We start from the raw sequence: 23,625 nt of genomic DNA on the forward strand, positions 1-23,625 counted from the left end.
ATTTTGTTATTTTTGTTTGAGATTAACCAACGTCTGGTTTTTTTCTTCCCACACGCGGTTTAATTCACTTTGAAAGCGTACTCTAAAGTCAGGATCATTAGTGTAATCACCAATTAAGTCGTCACTAACGCCTTTTACTTCAACATGTACATCAATGTGTTTTACTTTACCGGCTGCAAAATCCATAAAGGTAGGAATGCCCTCAGGGTAATGAATAGTGACATTTACCACTTTAGAAATTTGCTCACCCATGGCTTGCATTACAAACGCCACACCACCCGCTTTCGGTTTAAGTAAGTGAGGAAACGGGCTATTTTGACGCGCATGCTTTTGCGCTGTAAACCGCGTCCCTTCAACAAAGTTAACCACACTGACTGGCATTTCTTTAAATTTTTCACAGGCTTTACGGGTGGTTTCTAAATCTTTACCACGCAATTTAGGATTCTTTTTTAATTGGCTTTTACTGGTACGGGTCATAAAAGGAAAGTCGAGTGCCCACCAACACAAACCTAAAACAGGTACGTAAATAAGCTCTTTTTTCAAAAAGAAGTTCAAAAAAGGTATTTTTCGGTTAAACACCCGCTGTAACACTAAAATATCCACCCAGCTTTGATGGTTCGCAATAACTAGGTACCAATCTTTTAATTTAAGCTCTTCAAGGCCAATAACATTAAGTTTAGTTGGCGTTAATAACGTTTGATTTAACGTGTTGAAGGTCACCCAAATAGAGGCACATTGCTTGGCCGTCCAGCTCATTAATTTTTGTAGTGGTTTGATTGGGATTAACTTAACGATGCCACAAATAAAAATAGGCACAAACCAAAAAAGAGTGTTTATTGTATAAAAGAAAATACTAAATACACTGCGAATAACTGACATTACTTCTATTCCTTTAAACATCGCGCAGCCACTAAGACCGCGCTTAACTATGCAACTAAATTAATCTTCAAAATAGGTGTAGCCCTCAAGCCCTGCATTGAGCTCGGCTAGGTACCCTTCTTTACAGTGTTCTGATACATCAAGTTTATTAATTTGAGTGGCAAAGTTATCAGCTAATAACTCGCTATCATAATCAACAAATTTTAATACATCCTTAACGCTGTCTCCTTTAATGGCATTGGTTAATACATATCCCTGCTCATTAAGCTCAACATGGACTGAGTCGGTATCACCAAATAGGTTATGTAAGTCACCTAAAATCTCTTGGTATGCCCCCACCATAAACATGGCAATATGATACTGCTGACCTTGTGTATATTCAGGGATAGGTAAACTAGTTTCAATACCTGCACCTTCAACGTACTCACGTATTTGCCCGTCAGAATCACAAGTAATGTCTTGGATAATCGCGCGCTGAGTAAGCGGCTGCGTTAGATTTTCGATGGGCATGACCGGAAATAACTGCTGAATACCCCATACATCAGGTAATGACTGAAACAATGAAAAATTCACAAACAGTTTATCGGCTAGCTTTTCGTTTAAATCATCCAGCACTTCGCGATGAGCGCGTGCGTTAACGCTTAACGATGCACGAACTCGGTGTAAAATCGTAAAGTAAAGCTGCTCTATTTTCGCCCACTCTAGCATGCTCACTAAACCATGCACGTATTGATCGTGTGCTTCGCTAAATAAGTGCATAGCATCATGATATATTTCAAGTGCCATACGTGGGTTCAAACGTTGTAAGCATTGCCACATTTCATCTAGCACTAATGCGCTGTTTTCCAATGGCGGTTCTGGGTTTAAATGATTCGGTGCTTTTTCTACATCAATGACATCGGTGATCAACACTGCATGATGAGCCGTTAATGCACGGCCAGATTCTGTAATAATAGCAGGGTGCGTTAAGTTATGCTGATCGCACACATCGGCAAATGCATTCACTACATTACGCGCGTACTCTTCGACTGTGTAGTTCATTGAGCAGGCACTGCGTGAGCCTGAGCCTTCGTAGTCAACGCCAAGCCCGCCACCCACATCAACCGTATTTAGCGGTACACCGTATTGAGTTAATTCAGCAAAATGGCGAGCACATTCGCGCAAGGCACGATGGATATCACGAATATTGGCGATTTGAGAACCAATATGAAAATGCACCATTTGCATTAAATGCAACTTGCTATGTTGCTTAAGTACTTCCACTGCACTGAGTACTTGTCCTGCGGTTAAACCAAACTTACCTTTTTCACCACCGGTATTTTGCCATTTACCTTTGCCAACCGAATTTAAGCGAATACGAATTCCAATAGCCGGTTCAATGCCTAAATTATCAATTTCTTCAAGCAATGTGGTTAGCTCTGAGAGTTTTTCAACCACAATTTTAACGCTGTGTCCCATTGCTTGACCAATACAGGCTAAACGTAAAAACTCGCTGTCTTTGTAGCCGTTACATACAATAGTAATAGGCTCTTTCGCCACCCCTAAAATGGCCATTAGTTCAGGTTTAGAACCAGCTTCAAGTCCCACTAGGCCACTTGGGTGAGCTAATAACTTACTCACAACAGAGCGCTGTTGGTTTACTTTGATAGGATAAACACAGGTGTATTTGCCGTTATATTCGCGGTTAGTGCGCGCTTGAGTAAAGGCATTGGTGAGCGTATCTACACGATTTTTTAAAATATCAGTAAAGCGCACCAGTACGGGCAATGTTAACCCTTGCTGCTTAAATTGCTCAGTAAGCTGACTTAAAGAAATGGCAGGTTTTGTTTGGTCGCCATCAGGATAGGCTATCAACTCACCTTGTGCGTTAATATCAAAATAACCATCGCTCCAATGAGCAACATTGTATGTAGCACGTGCTGTTTCTAAACCCCAAGTCATGGCAACTCTTCTTTATTAAATTAGGTGTAAAGGGGCATTTTAATACGTCACTATCTGCTAAGCTAACAAAAATTGAACTTTCCCCTCTTTATAGCTAACTTTATTCGCTAAAGAGAGTAAAATTTGATTGAGCAATAGGCCAAGCACTGGCAGAATTGCCTCCTTTTTTTCATACTCAACCAAAAGTGTAACAACAACTATGGCAAATTTAGATCAAAGTAAGTGGTTTACTGAAATTAGCGACCGCGATGGCAGCGCATTTTCATTACGTATTAACAAAAAGTTAGATGAAAAACAGTCTCCTTTTCAAAAAGTAGAAATGTTTGAAACCACAGACTTTGGTAATTTAATGATCATTGATGGTTGTACTATGGTAAGTAGCCGTGAAAACTTTTTTTACCACGAAATGATCAGCCACCCAGCATTACTGGCGCATCCAAACCCAAAAAACGTAGTTATTATTGGTGGCGGCGATTGCGGTACGTTACGTGAAGTGCTCAAGCACCCAAGCGTAGAAACTGTAACTCAAATAGATATTGACGAAGTGGTTACCCAAATGTCGTTAAAGTACTTCCCAGAGTTATGTGAATCAAATAATGACCCACGTGCTACTGTGATGTTTGACGATGGCATTAAATACATGCGCGAAGCAGCTGGTGAGTCTATTGATGTAGTGATTGTTGATGGTACTGATCCGGTAGGCCCAGGTGAAGGTTTATTTAACCATGCGTTTTATACTAGCTGTTTAAACGCACTTCGCCCTGGTGGAATACTGGTACAACAAAGTGAATCGCCATTAATGCATATGCCACTGTTGGTTGAAATGCGCGAAGCTATGCTAAGTGTTGGTTTTAACGATTTACAAACACTCCCATTCCCACAACCTATTTACCCAAGTGGGTTATGGTCAGTGACGCTAGCTCGCAAATCTGAGGCATTTAATGGCTTTAGAGAAGACGGCGCAGCAACAATTGCACAGCATAGTGAATACTACAATGGCGGCATTCATCACGGTGCACTCGCAACACCTAATTACATGAAACGCGCTTTTGATAAAAAATAATAAGTTATAAATATAAAACAGGGCTCGCTAGAGCCCTTTTTTATGTGTTTAATTACACTGAATACGTTTGCAGTCATCTCGTAATAACCCCACCTTCACTTTATGCTCATAGTCTACAATTTGACATAAAGGACACACAATGAGATTACCTTTACTGCTAGTTGCTTTACTTTCAAGCAGCGCTTTTGCAAAAGAAGCCATGCTGGAATCGCCTGATCAAAAAATTAAAATCACCATATCTGATCAATCTTCATCTCCTTACTATTCTATTAGCTTTAACGGTAAACCTGTTATTACGCAGTCACATTTAGGTTTTAGATTTAAAAGCCAAGCGCCATTTGATGAAGGTTTTGTTATTAGTGAAGTAACTCGCTCACAAACAGATAGTCAATGGCAGCAACCTTGGGGAGAGCGTCAAACCGTTGTCGACAAGCACAATGAAATTGCCGTTACCTTTAATAAACCCGCACCCCACGGTGGCACATACACAGTGCGATTTAAAGCCTTTGATAGCGGTGTGGGATTTCGCTATGAAGTCCCTAAACAAGCCGGTTTTGAAAAAACAGAAATTACTAAAGAGCTGACCGAGTTTGCCATCGCCGGTGCCGATAAAGCCACTGCATGGTGGATACCTGCTCGCGGTTGGAATCGTTACGAATATGTCTACAACACCACAGCCTTACAAGATGCTGCACTCGCTCACACCCCTTTTACTTTTAAAAATGGCAACGGCGTGCATGTCAGTATTCATGAAGCAGCCCTAGTCGATTATGCGGGCATGGTGCTTAACCAACGTCGCCCAGGCACTTTTAGCGCCGATTTAACGCCATGGTCAGATGGTATAGCAGTCAAAAAGCACGGTGCATTTAATACGCCTTGGCGCACCATTCAAATTGGCGAACATGCGGTAGACTTAGTTAATTCAGATATTATTTTAAATCTAAATGAGCCAAATAAGCTCGGTGATGTGTCCTGGGTTAAACCAGGCAAATACGTAGGTATTTGGTGGGGCATGCACATCAATGAGAATACTTGGGGTAGTGGCGAAAAACACGGTGCTACCACAAAAAATACTAAATACTACATGGACTTTGCCGCAAAATACGGCTTTGATGGTGTATTAGTTGAAGGTTGGAACACTGGTTGGGATGGCGACTGGTTTTTTAATGGCGATGTATTTAGCTTTACCCAAGCATATGATGACTTTGATATTGAGGAGCTTACCCGCTACGGTAAGCAAAAAGGGGTGCAGTTAATTGGCCACCATGAAACTTCAGGTAACGTAACAAATTATCGTAATCAAATGGAAGACGCTTTTGCGCTTTACGAGCAATCAAATGTAAGCCAAATTAAAACCGGTTATGTGGCCGATGGTGGCAATATTAAACGCATTGATGAAAACGGCATTGCCCGTTTTGAGTGGCATGACGGCCAATTTATGGTTAATGAGTACTTATACAACGTTAAGCTAGCTGCAAAACATAAAATAAGTATTAATACTCATGAGCCAATAAAAGACACCGGCCTTCGCCGTACTTACCCTAATTGGATTGCTCGTGAAGGCGCTCGCGGCCAAGAATTTAACGCATGGGGCACGCCACCCAATCCACCAGAGCACATTCCAATGCTTGCTTTTACGCGTATGCTGGCAGGCCCAATGGACTTTACGCCAGGTATTTTTGATATGAGCTTTAATGGCTTAGGTGGCGATACAAATCGCCCGCAAACAACACTTGCAAAGCAATTAGCACTTTATGTTGTAATGTACAGCCCAATTCAAATGGCGGCTGATTTACCTAAAAATTATTTAGCTAAGCCCGATGCTTTTCAATTTATTCAAGACGTACCGACCGATTGGCAACAAAGTATTGCGCTTGATGGAGAAGTAGGCGACTTTATTGTATTTGCACGAAAAGAACGTAAACGCGATCATTACACTGGTAATGACTGGTACTTAGGCGCTGTAACTGATGAAAACGCCCGCACCATTGAGGTTAAACTCGACTTCTTAGATAAAGATAAACAGTTTGAAGCGCAAATCTACAAAGATGGTGATAAGGCAGAGTGGAAGAACAACCCTTACGATTTAAAAATCGAAAAACGCACTGTTACCGCAAATGATAAACTCACACTAAAATTGGCCACCAGTGGTGGTACAGCCATTCGTTTTAAAGCACTATAAAATGGTTAAAGCTATCCGCATATAACGGCGGATAGCTTTATTTAGTTTTGATTAACCACTTTAACCGGTAAATATATTTGCGCACTTAAACCACCTTCAGGGCGATTAGAGAGCACAACCTTGCCATTATGCATGTCTATAATGCGTTTAATAATAGCTAAGCCTAAACCACTGCCTTCACTGCCTCGTGCAGCGTCACCTTGCTTAAATGGTTCGAACACTGATTCTAATTCACTCTCAGGAATACCTGGGCCATTATCGTTAACCGCAATAATGACGTACTTTTTATTGCTATTAAAATAACTTTGCACCTCAATATCCCCTTGCGAGTAACGCAGTGCATTTTCAATCATATTCGTCACTACTCGCTTAATAGCCACTGAGCTTATGGGAATATTACCTAGGTTAGGATTGCTTTCAAACGTAATAACACGTTGATGCTTTAATTCACTTTGTACGACTTCGGCTACTAACGCATTGATATCTTCATAGCTTTGTTCTTCACGTTTATGATGGCGTAAATATTCAATAAACTGATCAATAATGCCATTCATATCTTCAATATCGTAAATAATACCTTCGCGTAAATAATCATCTTCATCAACCATCATTTCTGTGGCTAACCGAATACGGGTAAGCGGTGTGCGTAAGTCGTGAGAGACACCGGCCATGAGTAATCGACGATCATTTTCAAGGGCTGCTATACCTCGCGACATTTGGTTAAAAGCGCGCGTTACCTCAATAACTTCGCTTGAGCCTTGTTCTTGTAACTTAGTACTAAAATCACCAACGCCTACTTTTATTGCCGCTTGTTGCAGTGCTTTTAATGGTCGGTTCAAATGCCTTGCAAATAACCACCCGCCTAATACACTTAAAAAGCCTATACTGGATAAGTAAAAAGTTAAAAATTCAAGATTACTTTCTTTAAATCCGGTTAAGGGGACTTTAACCCAATAGCCCGGTGCTTGCGGGGCTTCCACCCAATAAATAAGTGGATCGGTTTGACTAATGCGTACCCGAGAAAACCCATTCAACTGCTCTGACATACTTCGCGATAGCCCTGAATACTCACGACTTTGCCCTAAGCCATTGCGCATCGCTTCACGCTGAGTCATCACCTCAATACCGGTTATTGCAAAAAACTTTTCTGAAACTTCATCGGTTACTTCAACACCATCTTCCCAGTCAATAAATACAGTTTTAATTTGCTTAGCAAGCATCAAATTAACTTGCTCAATGGTGGGTTTAACAACATATAAACTTACTGTGACGTAGGATACAATTTGGTTAATCAGCAACAAAGCTGCTACTAAAAAAACAGTTTGCCCAAACGCACTACGTGGAAACATCCCCATAATTATTACTTTTCACCATCAGGAACAAACACATAACCTAATCCCCATACAGTTTGAATATAACGCGGGTTAGCCGCATCCACTTCAATCATACGGCGAAGGCGTGACACTTGCACATCAATACTACGCTCTAGCGCACTGTAATCACGACCTCTTGCCAAGTTCATTAATTTATCACGACTTAACGGCTCTCGAGGGTGAGATACCAACGCTTTTAATACGGCAAATTCACCACTTGTGAGCGATACGGTATTATCCCCCTCGCTCATTTCTCGTGTGGCTAAATTTAAAGTAAATTTACCAAACTCAATTAAATTCTCTTCTGCTGAAGGTGCCCCTGGCACTTCTTTTGATTGGCGACGTAAAATTGCTTTTATGCGGGCAAGTAACTCACGTGGATTAAACGGTTTAGGAATATAATCGTCAGCACCGAGCTCCAAACCAATAATGCGGTCTACTTCATCACCTTTAGCGGTCAACATCACAATTGGGATTTGGTTTTCTTTTTGACGTAACCGTCTGCAAATAGAGAGCCCGTCTTCTCCGGGCAGCATTAAATCAAGCACCATTAAGTGAAAGTTTTCACGCTCAATAAGCCTATCCATTTGCTGTGAATCTGCGGCTGTTCTAACAATAAATCCTTGCTCTACTAAATAGCGCTCAAGCAAACTGCGCAAACGTTTATCGTCATCAACCACTAATACTTTTACTGTCTCTTGTCCCATAATCTGTTGCTTATTTTTATAATTTATTAATAGTTAATATAAATGAAAAACTTAATAATAAAAAACTAATTAAGTGCTTAGATTGTTACTGAACATTTCAAACCCATTGGTGGCTATTTTATCTCGACAAGCTGCCTTTATTTTAATACCGTGCCACACATGAAAATTAAACAAGAACACGGCGTGAAAACAAACTTAATTACTCGCGAAGGTTATTTACAACTTCAGCAAGAACATGACCATCTTTGGAATGTAAAACGCCCAGAAGTCACTAAAATTGTGAGTTGGGCTGCAAGCCTTGGTGACCGCTCTGAAAATGCAGACTATCAGTATAACAAGCGTCTATTACGCCAAATAGACCGCCGAGTGCGCTATCTACGTAAGCGCATCCCCGATTTAAAAATTGTTGATTACTCACCCGTGCAAGACGGCAAAGTTTTTTTTGGTGCTTGGGTTGAAATAGAAAACGAGGCTGGGGAGTGTAAGAAGTTTAGAATTGTCGGTCCCGATGAAATTTATGATCGCAACGATTACATTTCTATTGACTCACCGATGGCGCGAGCATTATTAAAAAAACAAGTAGACGATGATTTTGAGGTCATGACCCCTCAAGGTGCTAAGCAATGGTATGTAAATAATATTTCCTACCAAAAATAAAACGGCTTAGTTTTGATTCAGATCATATTAACTTTTTATTGTTTATATTATCTGAGTAAGCTATAACTAAAGTAACTCAAGTTATGATGTATTAATTTGAGAGTAGTTAATTAAGGTCGTCACTATGTCAAACATTACAGCGCGCATATTACAAAATGCCCTATTGTTTACACTCTTTATGAGTGTAAGTTTGACATTGCATGCAACACCCAAAAATACGCAAATTGATGCTGGTTTTACACCTGCAGAATTTATTGTTTGCGACTCTCCTGACCAAGCAAACCTCGACACCGATATAGATTCTCATGTCGGTGTTATTGCGCTTAGAGAAATTCAACCACTTCCTTTAGCGTTTTACTTTCATTATGAAAGCAGCCTTTTAGTCACACCTTACAGCCATGCACACCCGCGAGCGCCACCCGTTATTTAGTTTAATAACTTGCTTTTAAACATTATTAAATTTTATAACTAATTAGGTGGATATTATGTCTAACTTTAAAGAACTCCGTACCCAAGATATTTCGCATGGCACTATTGCGAATACATTTACTAATGAAGCTGTCATTGATTTAACTTCACCTGCTACACAAGTGGTGACTAGTTTTACTGATACAAGCCCGATGCGTGCATCGTTTGATACAACAATTGAACAAGCGTCAAAACAGTTAACGACTCAACGCTCTGATTTTATTTTGGTAACTGATGAGCAGCAAAAGCTAGTAGGTATAGTGGCGAGTGCTGATTTACAAAGCTCAAAAATCATGATTTTAGCACAGCGTTTAGGCTTGCCTCGTAGTGAAATTAGCTTGCGCTATTTAATGACACCGCTAAGTAATTTAATGGGTGTAAGTATGAAAAGCTTAAGCTACTCATGCATTGGTGATGCACTGCAAACTATGGAACATCATGGCGCTATGTTTTTATTAGTCACTGCGGCTAATAATGAAATAAGTGGTTTAATTTCAGCACGCGATATAGCACGTAAGCTGCAAATTCCTGTTCATATTAGTCCAATAGCGCACACATTTAGTGAAGTACTCGAAAGTATAGAGCACCCTCACTAAATCAGCTTTTTATTAGTATAGTTCCAACCCCAGTAATGGCATCTTAAAGCAAGTAAAATAGCTTGCTTTAAGAGCTTTTTATTACCTTCCCCTGTGATATTATTCAAGACATTGACGCATCAGTTAACTTCTTAGCTGGTCTTATTTTTTGTATTAAAAGGTTTTTGCATGAGCGATATCTCTGCACGTTTAGCAACTGAGCTAAATGCACAGCAGCAACAAGTGGTTGCAGCAACAAAGTTACTTGATGAAGGCGCAACCGTCCCCTTTATTGCCCGTTACAGAAAAGAAGTGACCGGTGGATTAGATGACACCCAACTACGCCTTCTAGAACAACGTTTATCTTATTTACGTGAACTTGAAGAGCGTCGTGGCTTTATTCTATCGACGATAGAATCTCAAAATAAGCTTACCGGGGAATTAGCAGCTGATATAAAAGCAGCGCAAAGTAAAACCGAGCTTGAAGATTTATACTTGCCTTATAAGGCAAAGCGTCGCACTAAAGGTCAAATCGCTATTGAGGCCGGTTTAGAACCTCTTGCTAATGCGTTATTTAACGACCCAATGCTCGACCCAGAAGCTGAAGCTGCTCACTATATTAATGCCGATAAAGCCATTATTGATACAAAATCAGCCCTTGATGGTGCCAAATTTATTCTAATGGAGCGTTTTGCTGAAGACGCTAAATTACTCGCTAAGTTTAGAAGCCATATTAGTCAAAATGGGGCGATTGAGAGTAAGTTAATTGACGGGCAAGAACAAGCAGGTGCTAAATACAGAGACTACTTTGAACATCAAGAGCCGTTAAAAAAAGTGCCCTCGCACCGTGCATTAGCCATGCTAAGAGCACGTAATGAAGGCATTTTACAGTTAACGATTAACCCTGAGCCAAGTGCTGAAAATCCAGCCCAGTTATGTGCCCAAATGATCAGTGATCATTACCGCCTAGATATTAAAAACAAACCTGCTAGTGCATGGTTATTAACTGTGGTGCAGTGGGCATGGAAAATTAAGCTTGGGCTACACTTAGAAAACGAGTTTTTAGCCGCAATGCGTGAAAAAGCCGAAACCGGTGCCATTGACGTATTTGCTAAAAATTTAAAAGATTTATTAATGGCAGCGCCTGCAGGCCCTCGCACAACACTTGGTTTAGATCCTGGCTTGCGTACTGGTTGTAAAATTGCGGTAGTCGATAGCACAGGAAAACTGCTCGCTACACAAACAATCTTCCCACATGCACCGCAAAATCATTGGGATAAATCACTGCGTACGCTCGAGCAATTATGCCGCCAACATAAAGTTGAGCTTATTGCGATTGGTAACGGCACTGCTTCTCGCGAATCAGATAAACTGGTTGGCGAACTTATCAAAGCCAATGCCGAGCTTAAACTGAATAAAATTATGGTCAGTGAAGCCGGCGCTTCGGTGTATTCTGCGTCTGAATTTGCCGCTAATGAGTTCCCAGATTTAGATGTATCTTTACGCGGTGCAGTATCTATTGCACGTCGCCTCCAAGATCCATTAGCTGAACTAGTTAAAATAGAGCCTAAGTCTATCGGTGTAGGCCAATATCAACACGATGTATCACAAAGCCAACTTGGGCAAAGCCTAATTTCTGTAGTAGAAGACTGTGTAAACAGTGTTGGGGTTGATTTAAATATGGCCTCAGTGCCTTTGCTTGCACGTGTTTCTGGCTTAAACAAAACGTTGGCTCAAAACATTGTAAACTACCGTGACACGAATGGGTCATTTACAAAACGTAGTCAATTGAAAAAAGTAGAACGCTTAGGGCCAAAAGCATTCGAACAAGCGGCCGGGTTTTTACGCATTAATAATGGCAGCGATCCGCTAGATAACTCATCAGTTCACCCTGAAGCATACCCAATCGTTAAGCGTATTTGTGAACATAATCAGGTAGACGTAAATAACTTAATTGGTAACAGTGAATTTTTAAGTAAACTCGCTGCAAACGACTATATTGACGATAAATTTGGCTTACCAACCGTGACTGACATTATTAGCGAGCTTGATAAACCAGGTCGCGATCCACGTCCTGAATTCAAAACCGCGGAGTTTAAAGCCGGTGTTGAAAAAATTAGTGACCTTAAGCCTGGTATGATTTTAGAAGGTGTGGTTTCTAACGTTGCTAATTTTGGTGCATTTGTTGATGTGGGTGTTCATCAAGATGGACTCGTACATATTTCAGCTATTACTAACAAGTTTATTTCAGACCCACGCGAAGTGGTTAAAGCAGGTGACATTGTTAAAGTAAAAGTGGTTGAAGTCGATGCTGCCCGTAAACGCATTAGTTTTACTATGCGCCTAGATGACGACATAGACACCAGCAATAAAGCAGCTGCTGCGGCACAGCAAAAGCCTCGCAGCAATAATACCAACCAAGCACGAGCGCCTAAGCCTAAACGCGATACAGGCAATGCGATGATGGGGAATGCCTTTGCTGACGCCTTTGCTAACGCAAAAGTGAAAAAGTAATTTAAACGATATATTTAAAAATAAAAAAAACCGCCTAGGCGGTTTTTTTTATGCATTTTAAATAAGCTAAATTTGCGCTGAAAATTCGCTCTGAATCGCGGGTGATGTCGCCAGTTGATAAAAGCTAGCAATGCGTCCTGCACGCGCTTCAACTTCAATATCACGCGATTGTTCTTCGCTTTTAGCGGTTTTTACTTCTGAACTTTCACTATTAGAAAACGACGCACTGACTCTACTTTTATCTTCGCTGCTGTCTTCGTCATCAGCTGAAGCTAACTCAGCTTGTGCGGCAGCCATTTTCTGTGTGGCGTCTGCCGCAATCGCTCTGTCGGCACCTGAGGGTTCTGCTGGTGCTAGTGCAGCAGCACGTACCGTTTGCATTTTATCGATGGTTGCTTGCGGATCGCCATTGATAACCCCAACATCAATCGGTACTTCACCACCTACGGCATAATTAGTGCCATCGGGGCCTCTTTGGTATTCGTAACTGGGTGAACCGGCATATTGTCCACCAACAGCCGCATGCGCTTGCTCGTGGGTTCGCACTTCGGTATCGCGAGCTTTGAGCTCTTTAATTTGTTGCTGTTCTTGCTCAAGTTGAAGCTCTTCTTGCTCACTAACTTCTTCGGCAGCTTGCTGTTTTTCTTGCTCGGCATCATCTTGATCACTATCAGCATTGCCTTCGCGTTGTTCAATAATTTTGTTGTCTGCAATTTTGCCGCTTGCAGTATAAGTTGAACTATCGCTGTTACCAGGTAGTTTGGCTTTTTCTGCATCACTTTGAGCTTTGTTTTCAGTACTACCGGCGGTGTTTGCAGCGGCTGGGGGAATGACTTCACGTAACTGATTGTCACGCCGAGCAGTCTCCGTATAAACATTTGCAGTGTTTATATTGATAGACGGAAACGGCGTGACGATATTCATGAGGAATTACACTTTAATATCAACTAAAGTGCCTAGTACATCATCTGCAGTTTGAATTGATTGCGTGTTAGCCTTGGCATTAAACTCTTCAACTTTTAAGTTTACTAATGCATCATCAATTCGTGCAGGTTGGGATACCGGCGCGGTTACGGCTTCTTCAGGGCGAGCAGCCGTTAATTGACGTTGCTGCGCTAATTGAGAATCATCTTGCTGCTCTATGCTGGCACGGTTAATCTCAGCGCTGGCCTTTTCAATACCTTGGCTGGCTCTATTAAACCCTTCAACACCGCTATTAAATACAGATCCAATCGGCATAATAATAAACCTCCAGCAAATAAATATTGTTTAATTATCGCTCAAAAATCACGCAAAATAAAGCTTTAAACCGCTGTATTCATGGCTTTGCTTCAAAGCATTGATTTAACGGCAGATAAAAATTCGTTTTTATGAGAAATAAATGGCGCATGTGATGCTTTGTCTATTACTTCGTACTCAAAGTCAGAATTAAGTGCGACCATTTTTTCAATTGCTCGATAAGGAACGAGAGAGTCTAAACGCCCAAAAATTCCACTAATCGCGACGGGACAGTGAGAAAATAATTCACGTAAGTCTTCACTTTGCAGTATATCTAACCCCACACTTAATGCTTGATTACTCGGCGGCGGTGACTGACTCAATAGTTGTTTTAGCTGTTTTACATCATCTCGCGCCGACTCACTGCCCATCGCTTGAATCGCCAAAAAGCGCTCTATCGTTTTTGAACGCTCTTGCAATAGCTGTTCTTTAAACTGTGTGAGCACTTTAGGTTTAATACCTTCCCAGGGCAATTGCTCTACAAAAAAAGGAGTGGAGGCAACTAAAATAACTTTTGACACTTTTTCTGGCCAATGTTTGGCAATATAAATGGCAAACAAACCGCCTAAAGACCATCCCATCAAAACAGATTGTGGTTTTAATTGCTGACTCACCAGCTGAGCTGCATCATGTAAAGTATACGGTTCCAAAGAGACATCATGAGCACCGTAACCAGGTAAGTCTAAACTACGTACCTTACCAGAATATAAAAATTCTAATTCTGGTTTTATTAACTGCCACACGCCTTGGTTCATTCCCCAACCATGCAACAACACAAATTCATTTTGCATATTTGCCTAACCTTAACCAAACTTAAATCTATGATAGCGTTTTAGGGGGAGTTTGTAATGAGGAGAATCAGCGAATGAAACTTAGCCTAACTGATTGGCTTTTTCCCTCGTATTGCGTGTTGTGCCAGAATCAGATACACAGCTCACTGGGACTATGTCAGTTTTGTTTAGATGACCTGCCTTTGCTAGATTTGTCTGAGTATGACAATTTATTTTACCGCCCAGATATTGTAGAAATGTTTCCTAACTGCAGCTTTGAGAAACTATTTGCCTGCGCTTTTTATCAACCCCCTTTTGATTTATGGCTAAAACAACTCAAATTTAATAATCAAATTCATTACAAAAAAGCACTGCAGCAAGTCATCAAAAAACAACTTACTATTTTTACTAATAAACAGCATTTAGCTGCTGCTGTATTTATTATTTTACCTTTGCACAAGTCGCGTTTTTTTAGTCGAGGATTTAATCAGGTTACCCAAGTATGGCAGCCTTGTTTGTCATCCTTTAAGGTCTTGAATAATGTTTTAATACGCAATAAAAACACCTCGGCACAGTCACAACTGAGCAAAACAAAGCGGATAAAAAATTTACAGCAGGCTTTTTCATGTACTGCCAATTTAGAGGGTAAAACGGTGGTCATTATTGATGATATTATGACCACCGGTGCAACACTCAATGCAGCCACCTTGTCGCTAAAAGAAGCGGGCGCTAAACAAGTCTGGGCATTTACGACCTGTTTAACGCCACTTTAGATTTAGTTACCACTGACGCGAAAGGTATGCCCGAAAAATAAAGCGTTACTTAATAATCGGCTGGTGCCATACCAGTAACCTCTAAATACAGGGTTGTCTGTCATCGCAATCACACTACCTCGACCATAAGAGTGAGCCATTAGCGCAGCACCGCCGGCCACTTGCTCTACATTAACTGCATCAGTAAAACCAGCAAGTAACGGCTGTTGTGTATAGGTGAGTATATTTACAAACGGCGCTTGCGAGGCTTCAAGTAACCAGGTACTGTTTTTAAATACTGGCAGAGTGTCACGCTTAAATGAAAACGTCAGTGGGTGCGTAGTATCTACATCAGTATTAAATATAGCGCCTGCAATACGCTGGCGACCCGCTAGATGGTCTTTGTCTGCATATTTTAAACCTTGAGTATCAAATGCGCTGGCAACATCTTTACGTGATAAGTAGTTTGCTTTTAATAACTGCTGATCAGCTAAGAACTTTGCCCCGCCTTTATGACCCCAAATAACGCCGCCTTTTCTCACCCAGCTTTTAATTGCCACTTTGTCGGTATCAGATAACGTCGAATAATCGCCATGCGCCAAAACAATATGGCTGTAATTACTGAGCTCTAAAGACGCTAAACGGTTCATTTCAACAATGGTAGGCGCTACGCCTACAAAGCGATCTAGGTAATACCACACTTCACCTGCTTCATATTGGCTAACCCCTTTACCGCCAACTAATAACACCTTAGGCGCAGAAACAACCGCCATAGAGCGCGAGCCTAAGTCGGCACCTTTACTGGTTAAGCCTGTGGTAATTGGCTTAATTTCAATATCAAATTGGCTTTGTGCTTGATTTAGCTTTGCCACCCAATCAGTCTCTGTTTGCAGTCCTGCAGGGATAATAATACTGCCAGCATCAAAATTTATCTCATTACTCGTTGATGTTGCGGTTAATGGCTTTAATGCAACACGCGCTTTAATGCCTTGCTGTAATAAACTATTGAGCATTTTTGGGGCAAGCATGTCGTCCCAAGCAAATCCGTAGGCATAGTTTTTAGTTAGCGGCGTTAAAACAGGCTGTTTTGCTTTTTGCCAAGCCGTAGTATCAACCTCTAATCCCCAGCGGCTTTTTACTTTAGCAAATGGTAAATTAAACGCATGCGCTAATGTCCAACCTGATACATCGTAAAAAGTGTTATCGGCAAAGTTTTGTTGTTCACTAAAAATAGCTTTAACTAATCGGTATTGTGGTTGCGCAAGCGGCACAAAATAGCTATTAGCGGTAAAGTTTTTACCTTCAGCTTTTAGTCCCTCTTTAACTGGATAAGCATTAATTTGGTGCTGTTTAAGTATGCTTAAAAAGTCGTTAGTACGTGTTTTGTCTTCACCACCTTGAACAATATAGCCTTGATAGTCTTCATCTTTGGCAAGCTCAACCGCTTTGTTATAAAAGTTAGCCTGATACTCAAGTAAAGCTTGGCGGTTATCAATCGCTGCTTTAAACGTAGATAAGCTGGTTAATAACTGATTCTTAATAGTGAATGCAAACGTCAATGGGCCATTAATAGTGTCTTGAATATGACCGCGAGAACTTGCTTGTTCAAATAAAATACCGACACCACCATTTACATCAGGGTAAGTTGAACCTTTGCCATAATAAAAGTCATCAAAGCTTTCTTCTGTAAAATACAGTGCGTTGTTTTCATCTAAAGTTTTTGCATGATAATTTGCAATTGCTTTGGTTAGGCTCACATTTTCTTCAGGGGTAATGGGGTGTTTACGACTAGGGATCCCTGGCTGGAAAAAATAGCTATTGTTTGGTCCCATTTCATGAAAGTCAGTTAAAATATTAGGTTTCCAATAATGAAACTTGGCTATACGCGCTCGCGACTCAGGGTGCTGCAGTAAAAGCCAATCACGATTTAAATCAAACCAGTAATGATTAGTACGGCTACTTGGCCAGCTCTCTACATGCTCACGCGTTTGCGGGTCTGACGATAAGTTCATTCCACGATTACTATTAGCCCAATTAGCAAAACGTGCTAAGCCGTCTGGGTTAAGTGCTGGGTCGAGTAAAATAACGGTGTTATTTAGTAAGTTATTCATTTCATCACCTTGCGCGGCTGCTAAATAATAAGCCACTAGCAAGGCAGCATTACTCCCTGACGATTCGTTACCATGAACGCTATACCCCATCCACACAACGCTTGGCTGCTCTGCTACTTTATTATTTGAGTTATTTAGGCGAGCTAAATGTGCTTGGCGAGTTTGCTCTATATTTTTTAGTTTGTTAGCTGCGGTAATAGTGAGCATAACTAGTGGGCGCTGCTCGTGGGTACGACCTATTACTTCAAAATTAACTCGATCGCTTTTTTGAGCTAAAATTTCCATATAGCGTACAAGCTGATCATGCCTTACATGCCATTCACCCACTTGATAACCAAGTACTTTTTCAGGTGTTGGAATGCTGGGATCAAATTCAACCTGTTGCTCAAAATAATACGACAGGGGCTTTGCCACACTTGAAAAACTGGCTAGTATCACCATTACTGTTAATATAAACCGCATATAAATCACTCTAAAAATGTTTGTTAATTGCACGCTACCATTGCTTAAAATAGATGCCAACTTTTTACGTTCAACACTAGCCGCAACACGATGAGCGGAGTATGATATGCAGTATCCGAGTAATTTAGTCAAGTATAGACGGTTTTATGATTTCAATTTCCGAAACAGCGCAAGCGCATTTTGCTAAGCTATTAGCAGATCAATCTCAACAAACGAATATTCGTGTGTTTGTTGTTAATCCTGGTACATCACAAGCTGAATGTGGTGTTTCTTATTGTCCAGAAGACGCGGTAGAAGAGAGCGATATTCGCCTAAACTTTAACGGTTTTGACGCTGTTGTTGATGCCGAAAGCGCGCCTTTTTTAGCCGAAGCTGAAATTGATTTTGTTACTGACAAAATGGGCACGCAGCTAACTCTAAAAGCGCCTAATGCTAAAGCACGTAAGCTAGGTGAAGACGCAAGCCTAAATGAACGCGTTCAACACATGTTAGAAACAGAAGTTAACCCACAACTTGCAAATCATGGCGGCCAAGTAAGCTTAGTAGAGATCACCGCTGCTGGTATTGCTGTGCTTCAATTTGGTGGTGGTTGTAATGGTTGCTCTATGATTGATGTCACACTAAAAGAAGGCATTGAAAAAGAAATGATTGCTAAGTTTGATGAGATCACCGGTGTGGCTGACATAACCGATCACGAAGCTGGCGAGCACTCTTATTACTAAGTATTAACCCACTATGCTAAAGCCACTCATTTACCGCTTAGGGAGCGACCCTAAGTTGAGTCTAAAGCGCTTTTTTCGCGGCCTAGCACTGTTTGTGCTGGCCGTGATATTTATCACTTTGGGTTATTACAGTCATTATAGTTTACAAGTCATTGGCATAGTAATTTTAGCGCCGGCATTGTTTTTTGCATTCTGGGGCTACGCGGGTATTTTTGCCAATCGTTTTTCGCAAGTATTGAAAAACATCCCTGCCAAAAATAACGACCCCGATCTGTGGAAATAACGGTTTAATCAAGTAATTGATTATTAGTTTTTAGCTGCTGATATTTAATTATAAGTGTTACACCCCGCATTAGCATAAAGCAACTCATTGCCAACCATAAGCCATTATTTTGCCATTCCTTAAATAGCCAAAACACCCCAAAAAAACCTATTGTCGCCGATAACAGCATACTATTTCGCATTGCTTTAGCACGTGTTAAACCAACGAATATACCATCAAACAAAAAACAACTCATCGCTAAAATTGGCAGCACAATTACCCACGGTAAGTAATGAGTAGCTTCTTCAATAACCTCAGGTACATTAGTCAACAGCTTTATAATAGAGCTGCCAAATAATATAAAAAATACACTATACAAAATGCCAAACAACATGCCCCAAAATACGCTTATTTTTACCCATAGCCTTATCTTTTCAACACTTTTTTGACCTTTCGCTTGGCCTACTTTGGCCTCGCTCGCATAAGCAATTCCATCAAGCGCAAAGCTGACCAACATTAAAAAGTTGAGTAGTACCGCATTGGCTGCCAATGTAGTTTCACCTATACGTGCAGCATAAAAGGTCATAAAGCTAAAACATAACTGCAATACTAAAGAGCGAATAAAAATATCGCGATTTAAACTTAATAATCCTGCCATTTTTTCTATGCTAAACCAATTTGCAACCGCTAAACTTATGCCCTGTTTTTTAGCTAGCTGAACCACTAACAGCAAAGCAAAAATTAAAGCCGTGTAATCCGCTATTAATGATGCCCAAGCCGCCCCTGCAACCGCCCAATCAAGATAAACTACAAAATAAATGTCGAGTACAATATTGGTAATATTAGTGACTAACAATAAATAAAATGGCCCTCGCCCATAATGAACGCCGAGCATCCAGCCTAATAAAACTAAGTTACATAGAGCAGCAGGGGCACTAAAAATACGAATACTAAAATACCGATAGGCCTCATTGAGCACATCACTATTGGCAGCAGATAAATAAGCAATGGCGTGTTTTATAAGGGGGGATAATAAAATCAGAATTAAAGCTACGCTGCTGGCCAATAACAAACTGCGTTTGAGTAAAGCTGCCAACTGAGTTAAATCATTTTTACCGTAAGCCTGTGCCACCAGCCCAGTGGTGCTCATTCTTAAAAAACCAGCAAGCCAAAATAAAATGGAGATCACGGTAGAACCTAAGGCAATTCCCGCTAAATAATGCGCACTCCCCAGGTGACCAATCACTGCCGTATCAACAATTCCTAACAACGGCACAGTAATATTTGATAATATCATTGGACCGGCTAACAACAACAAGCTTTTATGGTGTGCTTTATTATGTATAAGAAATTGTTTCATTTAGTATTATTGTTCCTGATTTGTGGTTCTTTACGTGCGCAAGCAGCTGTTATTCTACAGTATCATCACGTCAGTGAAACCCTTCCCGCGGTGACCAGTGTAAGCGCCAACACTTTTACTAAACACTTAAATTATTTAAAAGAGCATAACTTTAACGTTATTCCACTAAATGAGCTGATTAGCGCATTAAAACAAGGTAAGGCTTTAGACGATAAAACGCTCGCGATTACTTTTGATGATGGATATAACAATAACTACGAACAAGCTGCGCCTATTCTTGAGAAATTTGGCTATCCGTACACTATTTTTGTAAACCCAAAACTCATTGATGAACAAGCGGGTTATGTGATGGGATGGGATAAGCTCAGAGAGCTTGCAAAAAAAGGCGCCCTTATTGCCAACCATAGTGCCGAGCATAACTATCTGCATAAAAAGCGCGAAAATGAAACACAAAGCCAATGGCGTGAACGCACTAAAAACGACATTCTTAGTTCACAGCAGCGTATTAAAGAAGAAATAGGCCACGATTATAAATACCTTGCCTATCCATACGGAGAGTTTAACAATCAGTTACAAGCTCTCGTTACTGAACTAGGCTTTATTGGCATTGGTCAGCACTCTGGTGCAGTTAATCAACATTCTAATTTTAGCCGTTTACCACGTTTTCCCGCATCTGGTTTTTATAGCAAATTAGATACGTTAATTACCAAGCTCAATTCAACTGCTTTTACTATTAATAAACTAACCTATAAAGATAGTGTAACCACACAAAATCCACCGTCGTTAACTATAAATCTAGAGACTGATGACTTTCATAAAAGCCAATTTGCCTGTTATGTATCAAGCATTGGACAAGCTAATTTAAATTGGTTAAACGATAATACGGTTGAGGTGACCTCGCCAAAGCAGCTTAATAAAGGACGCTCTCGCTTTAACTGCACCGCCCCATCAATAAAAAAAGCAGGCAGTTATTATTGGTTTTCACAGCCTTGGGTGATCAATTAAATTCTATTTTTTAATCACTTGATTTAATAACCGCTGGGTCATTTTATCCAGCGGTACGACCTCATTTGCAGCCCCGATATCAATAGCAGCCTTGGGCATTCCCCATACCACAGACGAAAACTCATCTTGTGCCAATGTATAAGCCCCTTGTTGTTTTAACGCCAGTAAACCTTTCGCGCCATCACTTCCCATACCGGTTAATAGTGTGGCAACAATATACTTAGCACCAATTTCAAGTAATGAGTTAAACAGTACATCTACTGCGGGCTTATGCCTATTTACAGGTTCACCATCATCAAGCTGACAATATAATGCACTACCTTGTTTGCTAATGCGTAAATGTAGCCCGCCGGGAGCTATATAAGCGCATCCTGCTACCAGCTTATCGCCTTGTTGTGCCTCTTTTACGTTAATGGTACAAGTGCGCTGCATTCGCTCTGCAAATGAGGTACTAAATACAGGAGGAATATGCTGCGTTATTACAATGGGTGGGCAGTTTTTTGGCATGCGTATAAGTACTTCTTTTATCGCCTCCGTGCCTCCGGTTGACGCACCAATCGCAATCACTTTATTTACTAAAAATTCGGCATTAGTGGGGATGGGTTCTGCTACAGCACTATTTTTTTTATAGCCTCGAACCCGTGCACTGGCTGCCACTCTGACTTTTTGCTGAACAATATCAGCATATTGACTCATTTGCTCCTTAACATTAACTGTTGGCTTAGCAATAAAGTCAACTGCACCAATCTCAAGCGCTTCAAGCGTAATGGGTGAACCTTTTTGTGTGAGTGTAGAAATCATCACAACCGGCATAGGACGTAAGCGCATCAGGTTTTTTAAAAAACTAATGCCGTCCATTTTTGGCATTTCAACATCCAACGTTAGTACATCCGGATTATATTTTTTGATCATCTCTCGGGCTTCGTATGGGTCTTGTGCCCCCCCTACTACCACAATATCTTTTGCCTGTTGCAGTATCTCTGTCAGCAATTGTCTGATCAGTGCCGAGTCATCAATTATTAATACTTTAATCATAGCCATCCTTAAAACAGCTCTATATCAGTGGCTTTTGTTTGTTGTTCAAGATTATGTAAGTAACGCACTTCACGTTTTTCAATCGTATTATTGTGTAAGTTACGTAGCTTTTTAACTTGTACTTTTCCATTATGAGGATTAAAAAATATTTTTCGTGGCCAAGGCCCGCCCATATCATGCGCCACTAAATTTAGCGCTTCTTCTGCTATATATGCATTGGCAAAACTGATATTGCCAATACCAATATCTGTCATGGCGCTAATTATTTTGCCTCCCCCAAACAGTTTTACTTTTAAGTTTGCCCGGGATGCGCCATTTTTAAGCACTTCATTAATTAAATATTCCATAGCCCAATTACCGTAACGACAACTTAAACTATGCGCTTGCTCAATTCGCTCACCTTTTTGAATTGGTAGCATAAAGTGGTTAATCCCGCCTATGCCTAGCTTATCGTCGTAAATACAGGCAGCAATACACGATCCTAGGACGGTGGTGATTAGCTCATCATTTTTAGAAACATAAAACTCACCTGGTAATACCTTAGCGACCACACGATCTCGCGAGGCGTCCCAATAGCGTTTAATATGCTCAAAACCCGCTAATACTGGCTTAAATTGCGTGTGCATGGGCTACTTTTTGATACATGGTTTTCCCTAAGTTTTTAAATAAAACATGCTCTTTACCCATGGTTTCTGAGTGCCCTAAAAATAAATAACCTTGGTCATTAAGAATATCGGCATAACGGTTAAAAAGCTGATCCTTTGTCTCTTTATCAAAGTAAATCACTACATTTCGGCACAAAATCAGGTCAAACGAGCCTTTCATTGGCCAGTCTTGTAATAAGTTTAAACGCTTAAATGAAATACATTGCTGCAGCTTAGGTTTAACCTTATAACTTTGCCCATCTTTACTGGTTAAAAACCAGCGTTTTAGTAAAGCATCATCAAGACCATTTACGTTCGCTGCGGTATAAATACCACTTTGCGCCTTCGCCAGTACATTAGAGTCAAGATCAGTGGCTAATATCTTCACATCCCAATCACTTGGAAAAGCTCCTTGCAGCGTCATTGCTAAACTATAGGGCTCTTCACCGGTAGAGCAGCCTGCAGACCAAATTCGAATGCGCTTAGTCTGTTTATTTGTCTTTAACAGGGTTGGTATTAACTGATCTTTTATAAACTCAAAGTGATGCATTTCACGAAAAAAAGAGGTTAGATTAGTGGTAATGGCATTGATAAATGCATCAAACTCCTGATCTTTATGATTTTTTAAGTAATCGAGGTAGCTTGAAAAGTTTGTTAATTTTCGCTCACGAATTCGTCTTGCCAAGCGTGAGTAGACCATCTCTCGCTTATGCTCTCCTAGTACAATACCGCAGGCGTTATAAACTAAATGAGCCACTTCCTTAAAATCACTATCCGTTAATAAAAACTCTTTCATTATTTGCTCTCATTTAAAAATAAAGCGAGGTTCACGCATACATTGCAGGTGAACCTAACTAAAGTGAGT

The 23,625-nt window shown here is 40.6% G+C and carries 22 protein-coding genes; 10 read left to right on the forward strand and 12 right to left on the reverse strand.

Going from position 1 to position 23,625, the window contains the following annotated elements; all coding sequences use genetic code 11:
- Nucleotides 1-6 precede the first annotated feature (6 nt).
- Nucleotides 7-879 carry an acyltransferase gene (locus ABZP26_RS15440; protein WP_008109502.1) on the reverse strand — a complete coding sequence of 291 codons (873 nt, stop codon included), beginning with the start codon at nt 877-879 and terminating at the stop codon, nt 7-9.
- Nucleotides 880-939: 60 nt separating this feature from the next.
- A complete protein-coding gene (gene speA / locus ABZP26_RS15445) occupies nt 940-2,820 on the reverse strand; it encodes a biosynthetic arginine decarboxylase (protein ID WP_013466095.1) in 1,881 nt (626 codons plus the stop codon).
- A 199-nt stretch (nt 2,821-3,019) separates the two neighbouring features.
- Between speA and speE the strand changes: the two genes are divergently transcribed.
- Nucleotides 3,020-3,883, forward strand: a complete 864-nt coding sequence (speE, locus tag ABZP26_RS15450; protein ID WP_013466096.1) for a polyamine aminopropyltransferase — start codon at nt 3,020-3,022, stop codon at nt 3,881-3,883.
- 139 nt (nt 3,884-4,022) lie between these two features.
- Nucleotides 4,023-6,065 (forward strand): glycoside hydrolase family 97 protein, encoded by a 2,043-nt coding sequence (locus ABZP26_RS15455; protein WP_016899330.1) that lies wholly within the window; start codon nt 4,023-4,025, stop codon nt 6,063-6,065.
- A gap of 41 nt (nt 6,066-6,106) precedes the next feature.
- Here ABZP26_RS15455 and envZ read toward each other — a convergent pair whose 3' ends face one another.
- Nucleotides 6,107-7,420: a two-component system sensor histidine kinase EnvZ gene (gene envZ, locus ABZP26_RS15460; protein WP_016899331.1), complete on the reverse strand. Its 1,314-nt coding sequence runs from the start codon at nt 7,418-7,420 to the stop codon at nt 6,107-6,109.
- Between the two features lie 5 nt (nt 7,421-7,425).
- Nucleotides 7,426-8,145 carry a two-component system response regulator OmpR gene (ompR, locus tag ABZP26_RS15465; RefSeq protein ID WP_016899332.1) on the reverse strand — a complete coding sequence of 240 codons (720 nt, stop codon included), beginning with the start codon at nt 8,143-8,145 and terminating at the stop codon, nt 7,426-7,428.
- Between the two features lie 183 nt (nt 8,146-8,328).
- On the opposite strand from ompR, the gene greB reads away from it, so the two are divergent.
- The 4 genes from greB to ABZP26_RS15485 all read left to right on the forward strand — a co-directional run bounded on the left by greB (nt 8,329) and on the right by ABZP26_RS15485 (nt 12,359).
- Nucleotides 8,329-8,802, forward strand: a complete 474-nt coding sequence (gene greB / locus ABZP26_RS15470; protein WP_024602196.1) for a transcription elongation factor GreB — start codon at nt 8,329-8,331, stop codon at nt 8,800-8,802.
- Between the two features lie 124 nt (nt 8,803-8,926).
- Nucleotides 8,927-9,232, forward strand: coding sequence for a hypothetical protein (locus tag ABZP26_RS15475; RefSeq protein WP_024602195.1), 306 nt, complete (start codon nt 8,927-8,929; stop codon nt 9,230-9,232).
- A gap of 55 nt (nt 9,233-9,287) precedes the next feature.
- Nucleotides 9,288-9,866, forward strand: a complete 579-nt coding sequence (locus tag ABZP26_RS15480) for a CBS domain-containing protein (RefSeq protein WP_013466114.1) — start codon at nt 9,288-9,290, stop codon at nt 9,864-9,866.
- 168 nt (nt 9,867-10,034) lie between these two features.
- Complete coding sequence (locus ABZP26_RS15485; protein WP_013466115.1) at nt 10,035-12,359, forward strand: Tex family protein; 2,325 nt, start codon at nt 10,035-10,037, stop codon at nt 12,357-12,359.
- A gap of 66 nt (nt 12,360-12,425) precedes the next feature.
- Here ABZP26_RS15485 and ABZP26_RS15490 read toward each other — a convergent pair whose 3' ends face one another.
- From ABZP26_RS15490 to bioH, 3 genes are all read right to left on the reverse strand, one after another.
- Nucleotides 12,426-13,283: a putative metalloprotease CJM1_0395 family protein gene (locus tag ABZP26_RS15490; RefSeq protein WP_013466116.1), complete on the reverse strand. Its 858-nt coding sequence runs from the start codon at nt 13,281-13,283 to the stop codon at nt 12,426-12,428.
- A gap of 6 nt (nt 13,284-13,289) precedes the next feature.
- A complete protein-coding gene (locus ABZP26_RS15495; RefSeq protein ID WP_008112879.1) occupies nt 13,290-13,598 on the reverse strand; it encodes a hypothetical protein in 309 nt (102 codons plus the stop codon).
- Between the two features lie 92 nt (nt 13,599-13,690).
- Complete coding sequence (bioH, locus tag ABZP26_RS15500) at nt 13,691-14,428, reverse strand: pimeloyl-ACP methyl ester esterase BioH (protein WP_028834837.1); 738 nt, start codon at nt 14,426-14,428, stop codon at nt 13,691-13,693.
- A 74-nt stretch (nt 14,429-14,502) separates the two neighbouring features.
- Here bioH and ABZP26_RS15505 point away from each other — a divergent pair, with 74 nt between their 5' ends.
- Nucleotides 14,503-15,180, forward strand: a complete 678-nt coding sequence (locus ABZP26_RS15505; protein ID WP_013466118.1) for a ComF family protein — start codon at nt 14,503-14,505, stop codon at nt 15,178-15,180.
- A 2-nt stretch (nt 15,181-15,182) separates the two neighbouring features.
- On the opposite strand, the gene ABZP26_RS15510 is transcribed toward ABZP26_RS15505, so the two are convergent.
- On the reverse strand, nt 15,183-17,732 hold the full coding sequence (locus ABZP26_RS15510; RefSeq protein ID WP_368485133.1) for a M14 metallopeptidase family protein: 2,550 nt from the start codon (nt 17,730-17,732) through the stop codon (nt 15,183-15,185).
- Nucleotides 17,733-17,878: 146 nt separating this feature from the next.
- On the opposite strand from ABZP26_RS15510, the gene nfuA reads away from it, so the two are divergent.
- Together nfuA and ABZP26_RS15520 are read left to right on the forward strand one after the other, a co-directional pair.
- Complete coding sequence (gene nfuA / locus ABZP26_RS15515; RefSeq protein WP_013466120.1) at nt 17,879-18,454, forward strand: Fe-S biogenesis protein NfuA; 576 nt, start codon at nt 17,879-17,881, stop codon at nt 18,452-18,454.
- A 13-nt stretch (nt 18,455-18,467) separates the two neighbouring features.
- A complete protein-coding gene (locus ABZP26_RS15520) occupies nt 18,468-18,737 on the forward strand; it encodes a hypothetical protein (protein ID WP_016900082.1) in 270 nt (89 codons plus the stop codon).
- Nucleotides 18,738-18,741: 4 nt separating this feature from the next.
- On the opposite strand, the gene dinF is transcribed toward ABZP26_RS15520, so the two are convergent.
- Entirely contained in the window at nt 18,742-20,076 is a 1,335-nt protein-coding gene (dinF, locus tag ABZP26_RS15525; RefSeq protein ID WP_368485134.1) for an MATE family efflux transporter DinF, read from the reverse strand.
- Here dinF and ABZP26_RS15530 point away from each other — a divergent pair.
- On the forward strand, nt 20,056-21,081 hold the full coding sequence (locus ABZP26_RS15530; RefSeq protein ID WP_033102770.1) for a polysaccharide deacetylase family protein: 1,026 nt from the start codon (nt 20,056-20,058) through the stop codon (nt 21,079-21,081). The two genes, dinF and ABZP26_RS15530, sit on opposite strands and share 21 nt — an antisense overlap.
- 3 nt (nt 21,082-21,084) lie before the next feature.
- On the opposite strand, the gene ABZP26_RS15535 is transcribed toward ABZP26_RS15530, so the two are convergent.
- The 3 genes from ABZP26_RS15535 to ABZP26_RS15545 are packed head-to-tail and all read right to left on the reverse strand — an operon-like array spanning nt 21,085 to nt 23,556.
- Nucleotides 21,085-22,116: a chemotaxis response regulator protein-glutamate methylesterase gene (locus ABZP26_RS15535; protein WP_028834833.1), complete on the reverse strand. Its 1,032-nt coding sequence runs from the start codon at nt 22,114-22,116 to the stop codon at nt 21,085-21,087.
- 8 nt (nt 22,117-22,124) lie between these two features.
- Nucleotides 22,125-22,742: a chemoreceptor glutamine deamidase CheD gene (gene cheD, locus ABZP26_RS15540; RefSeq protein WP_013466125.1), complete on the reverse strand. Its 618-nt coding sequence runs from the start codon at nt 22,740-22,742 to the stop codon at nt 22,125-22,127.
- Nucleotides 22,726-23,556 (reverse strand): protein-glutamate O-methyltransferase CheR, encoded by an 831-nt coding sequence (locus tag ABZP26_RS15545; protein ID WP_013466126.1) that lies wholly within the window; start codon nt 23,554-23,556, stop codon nt 22,726-22,728. The genes cheD and ABZP26_RS15545 overlap by 17 nt, the downstream gene beginning before the upstream one ends.
- Nucleotides 23,557-23,625: the final 69 nt, after the last annotated feature.

The organism is Pseudoalteromonas sp. SD03 (genome assembly GCF_040937955.1).
Classification (GTDB): Bacteria; Pseudomonadota; Gammaproteobacteria; order Enterobacterales; family Alteromonadaceae; genus Pseudoalteromonas; species Pseudoalteromonas tetraodonis.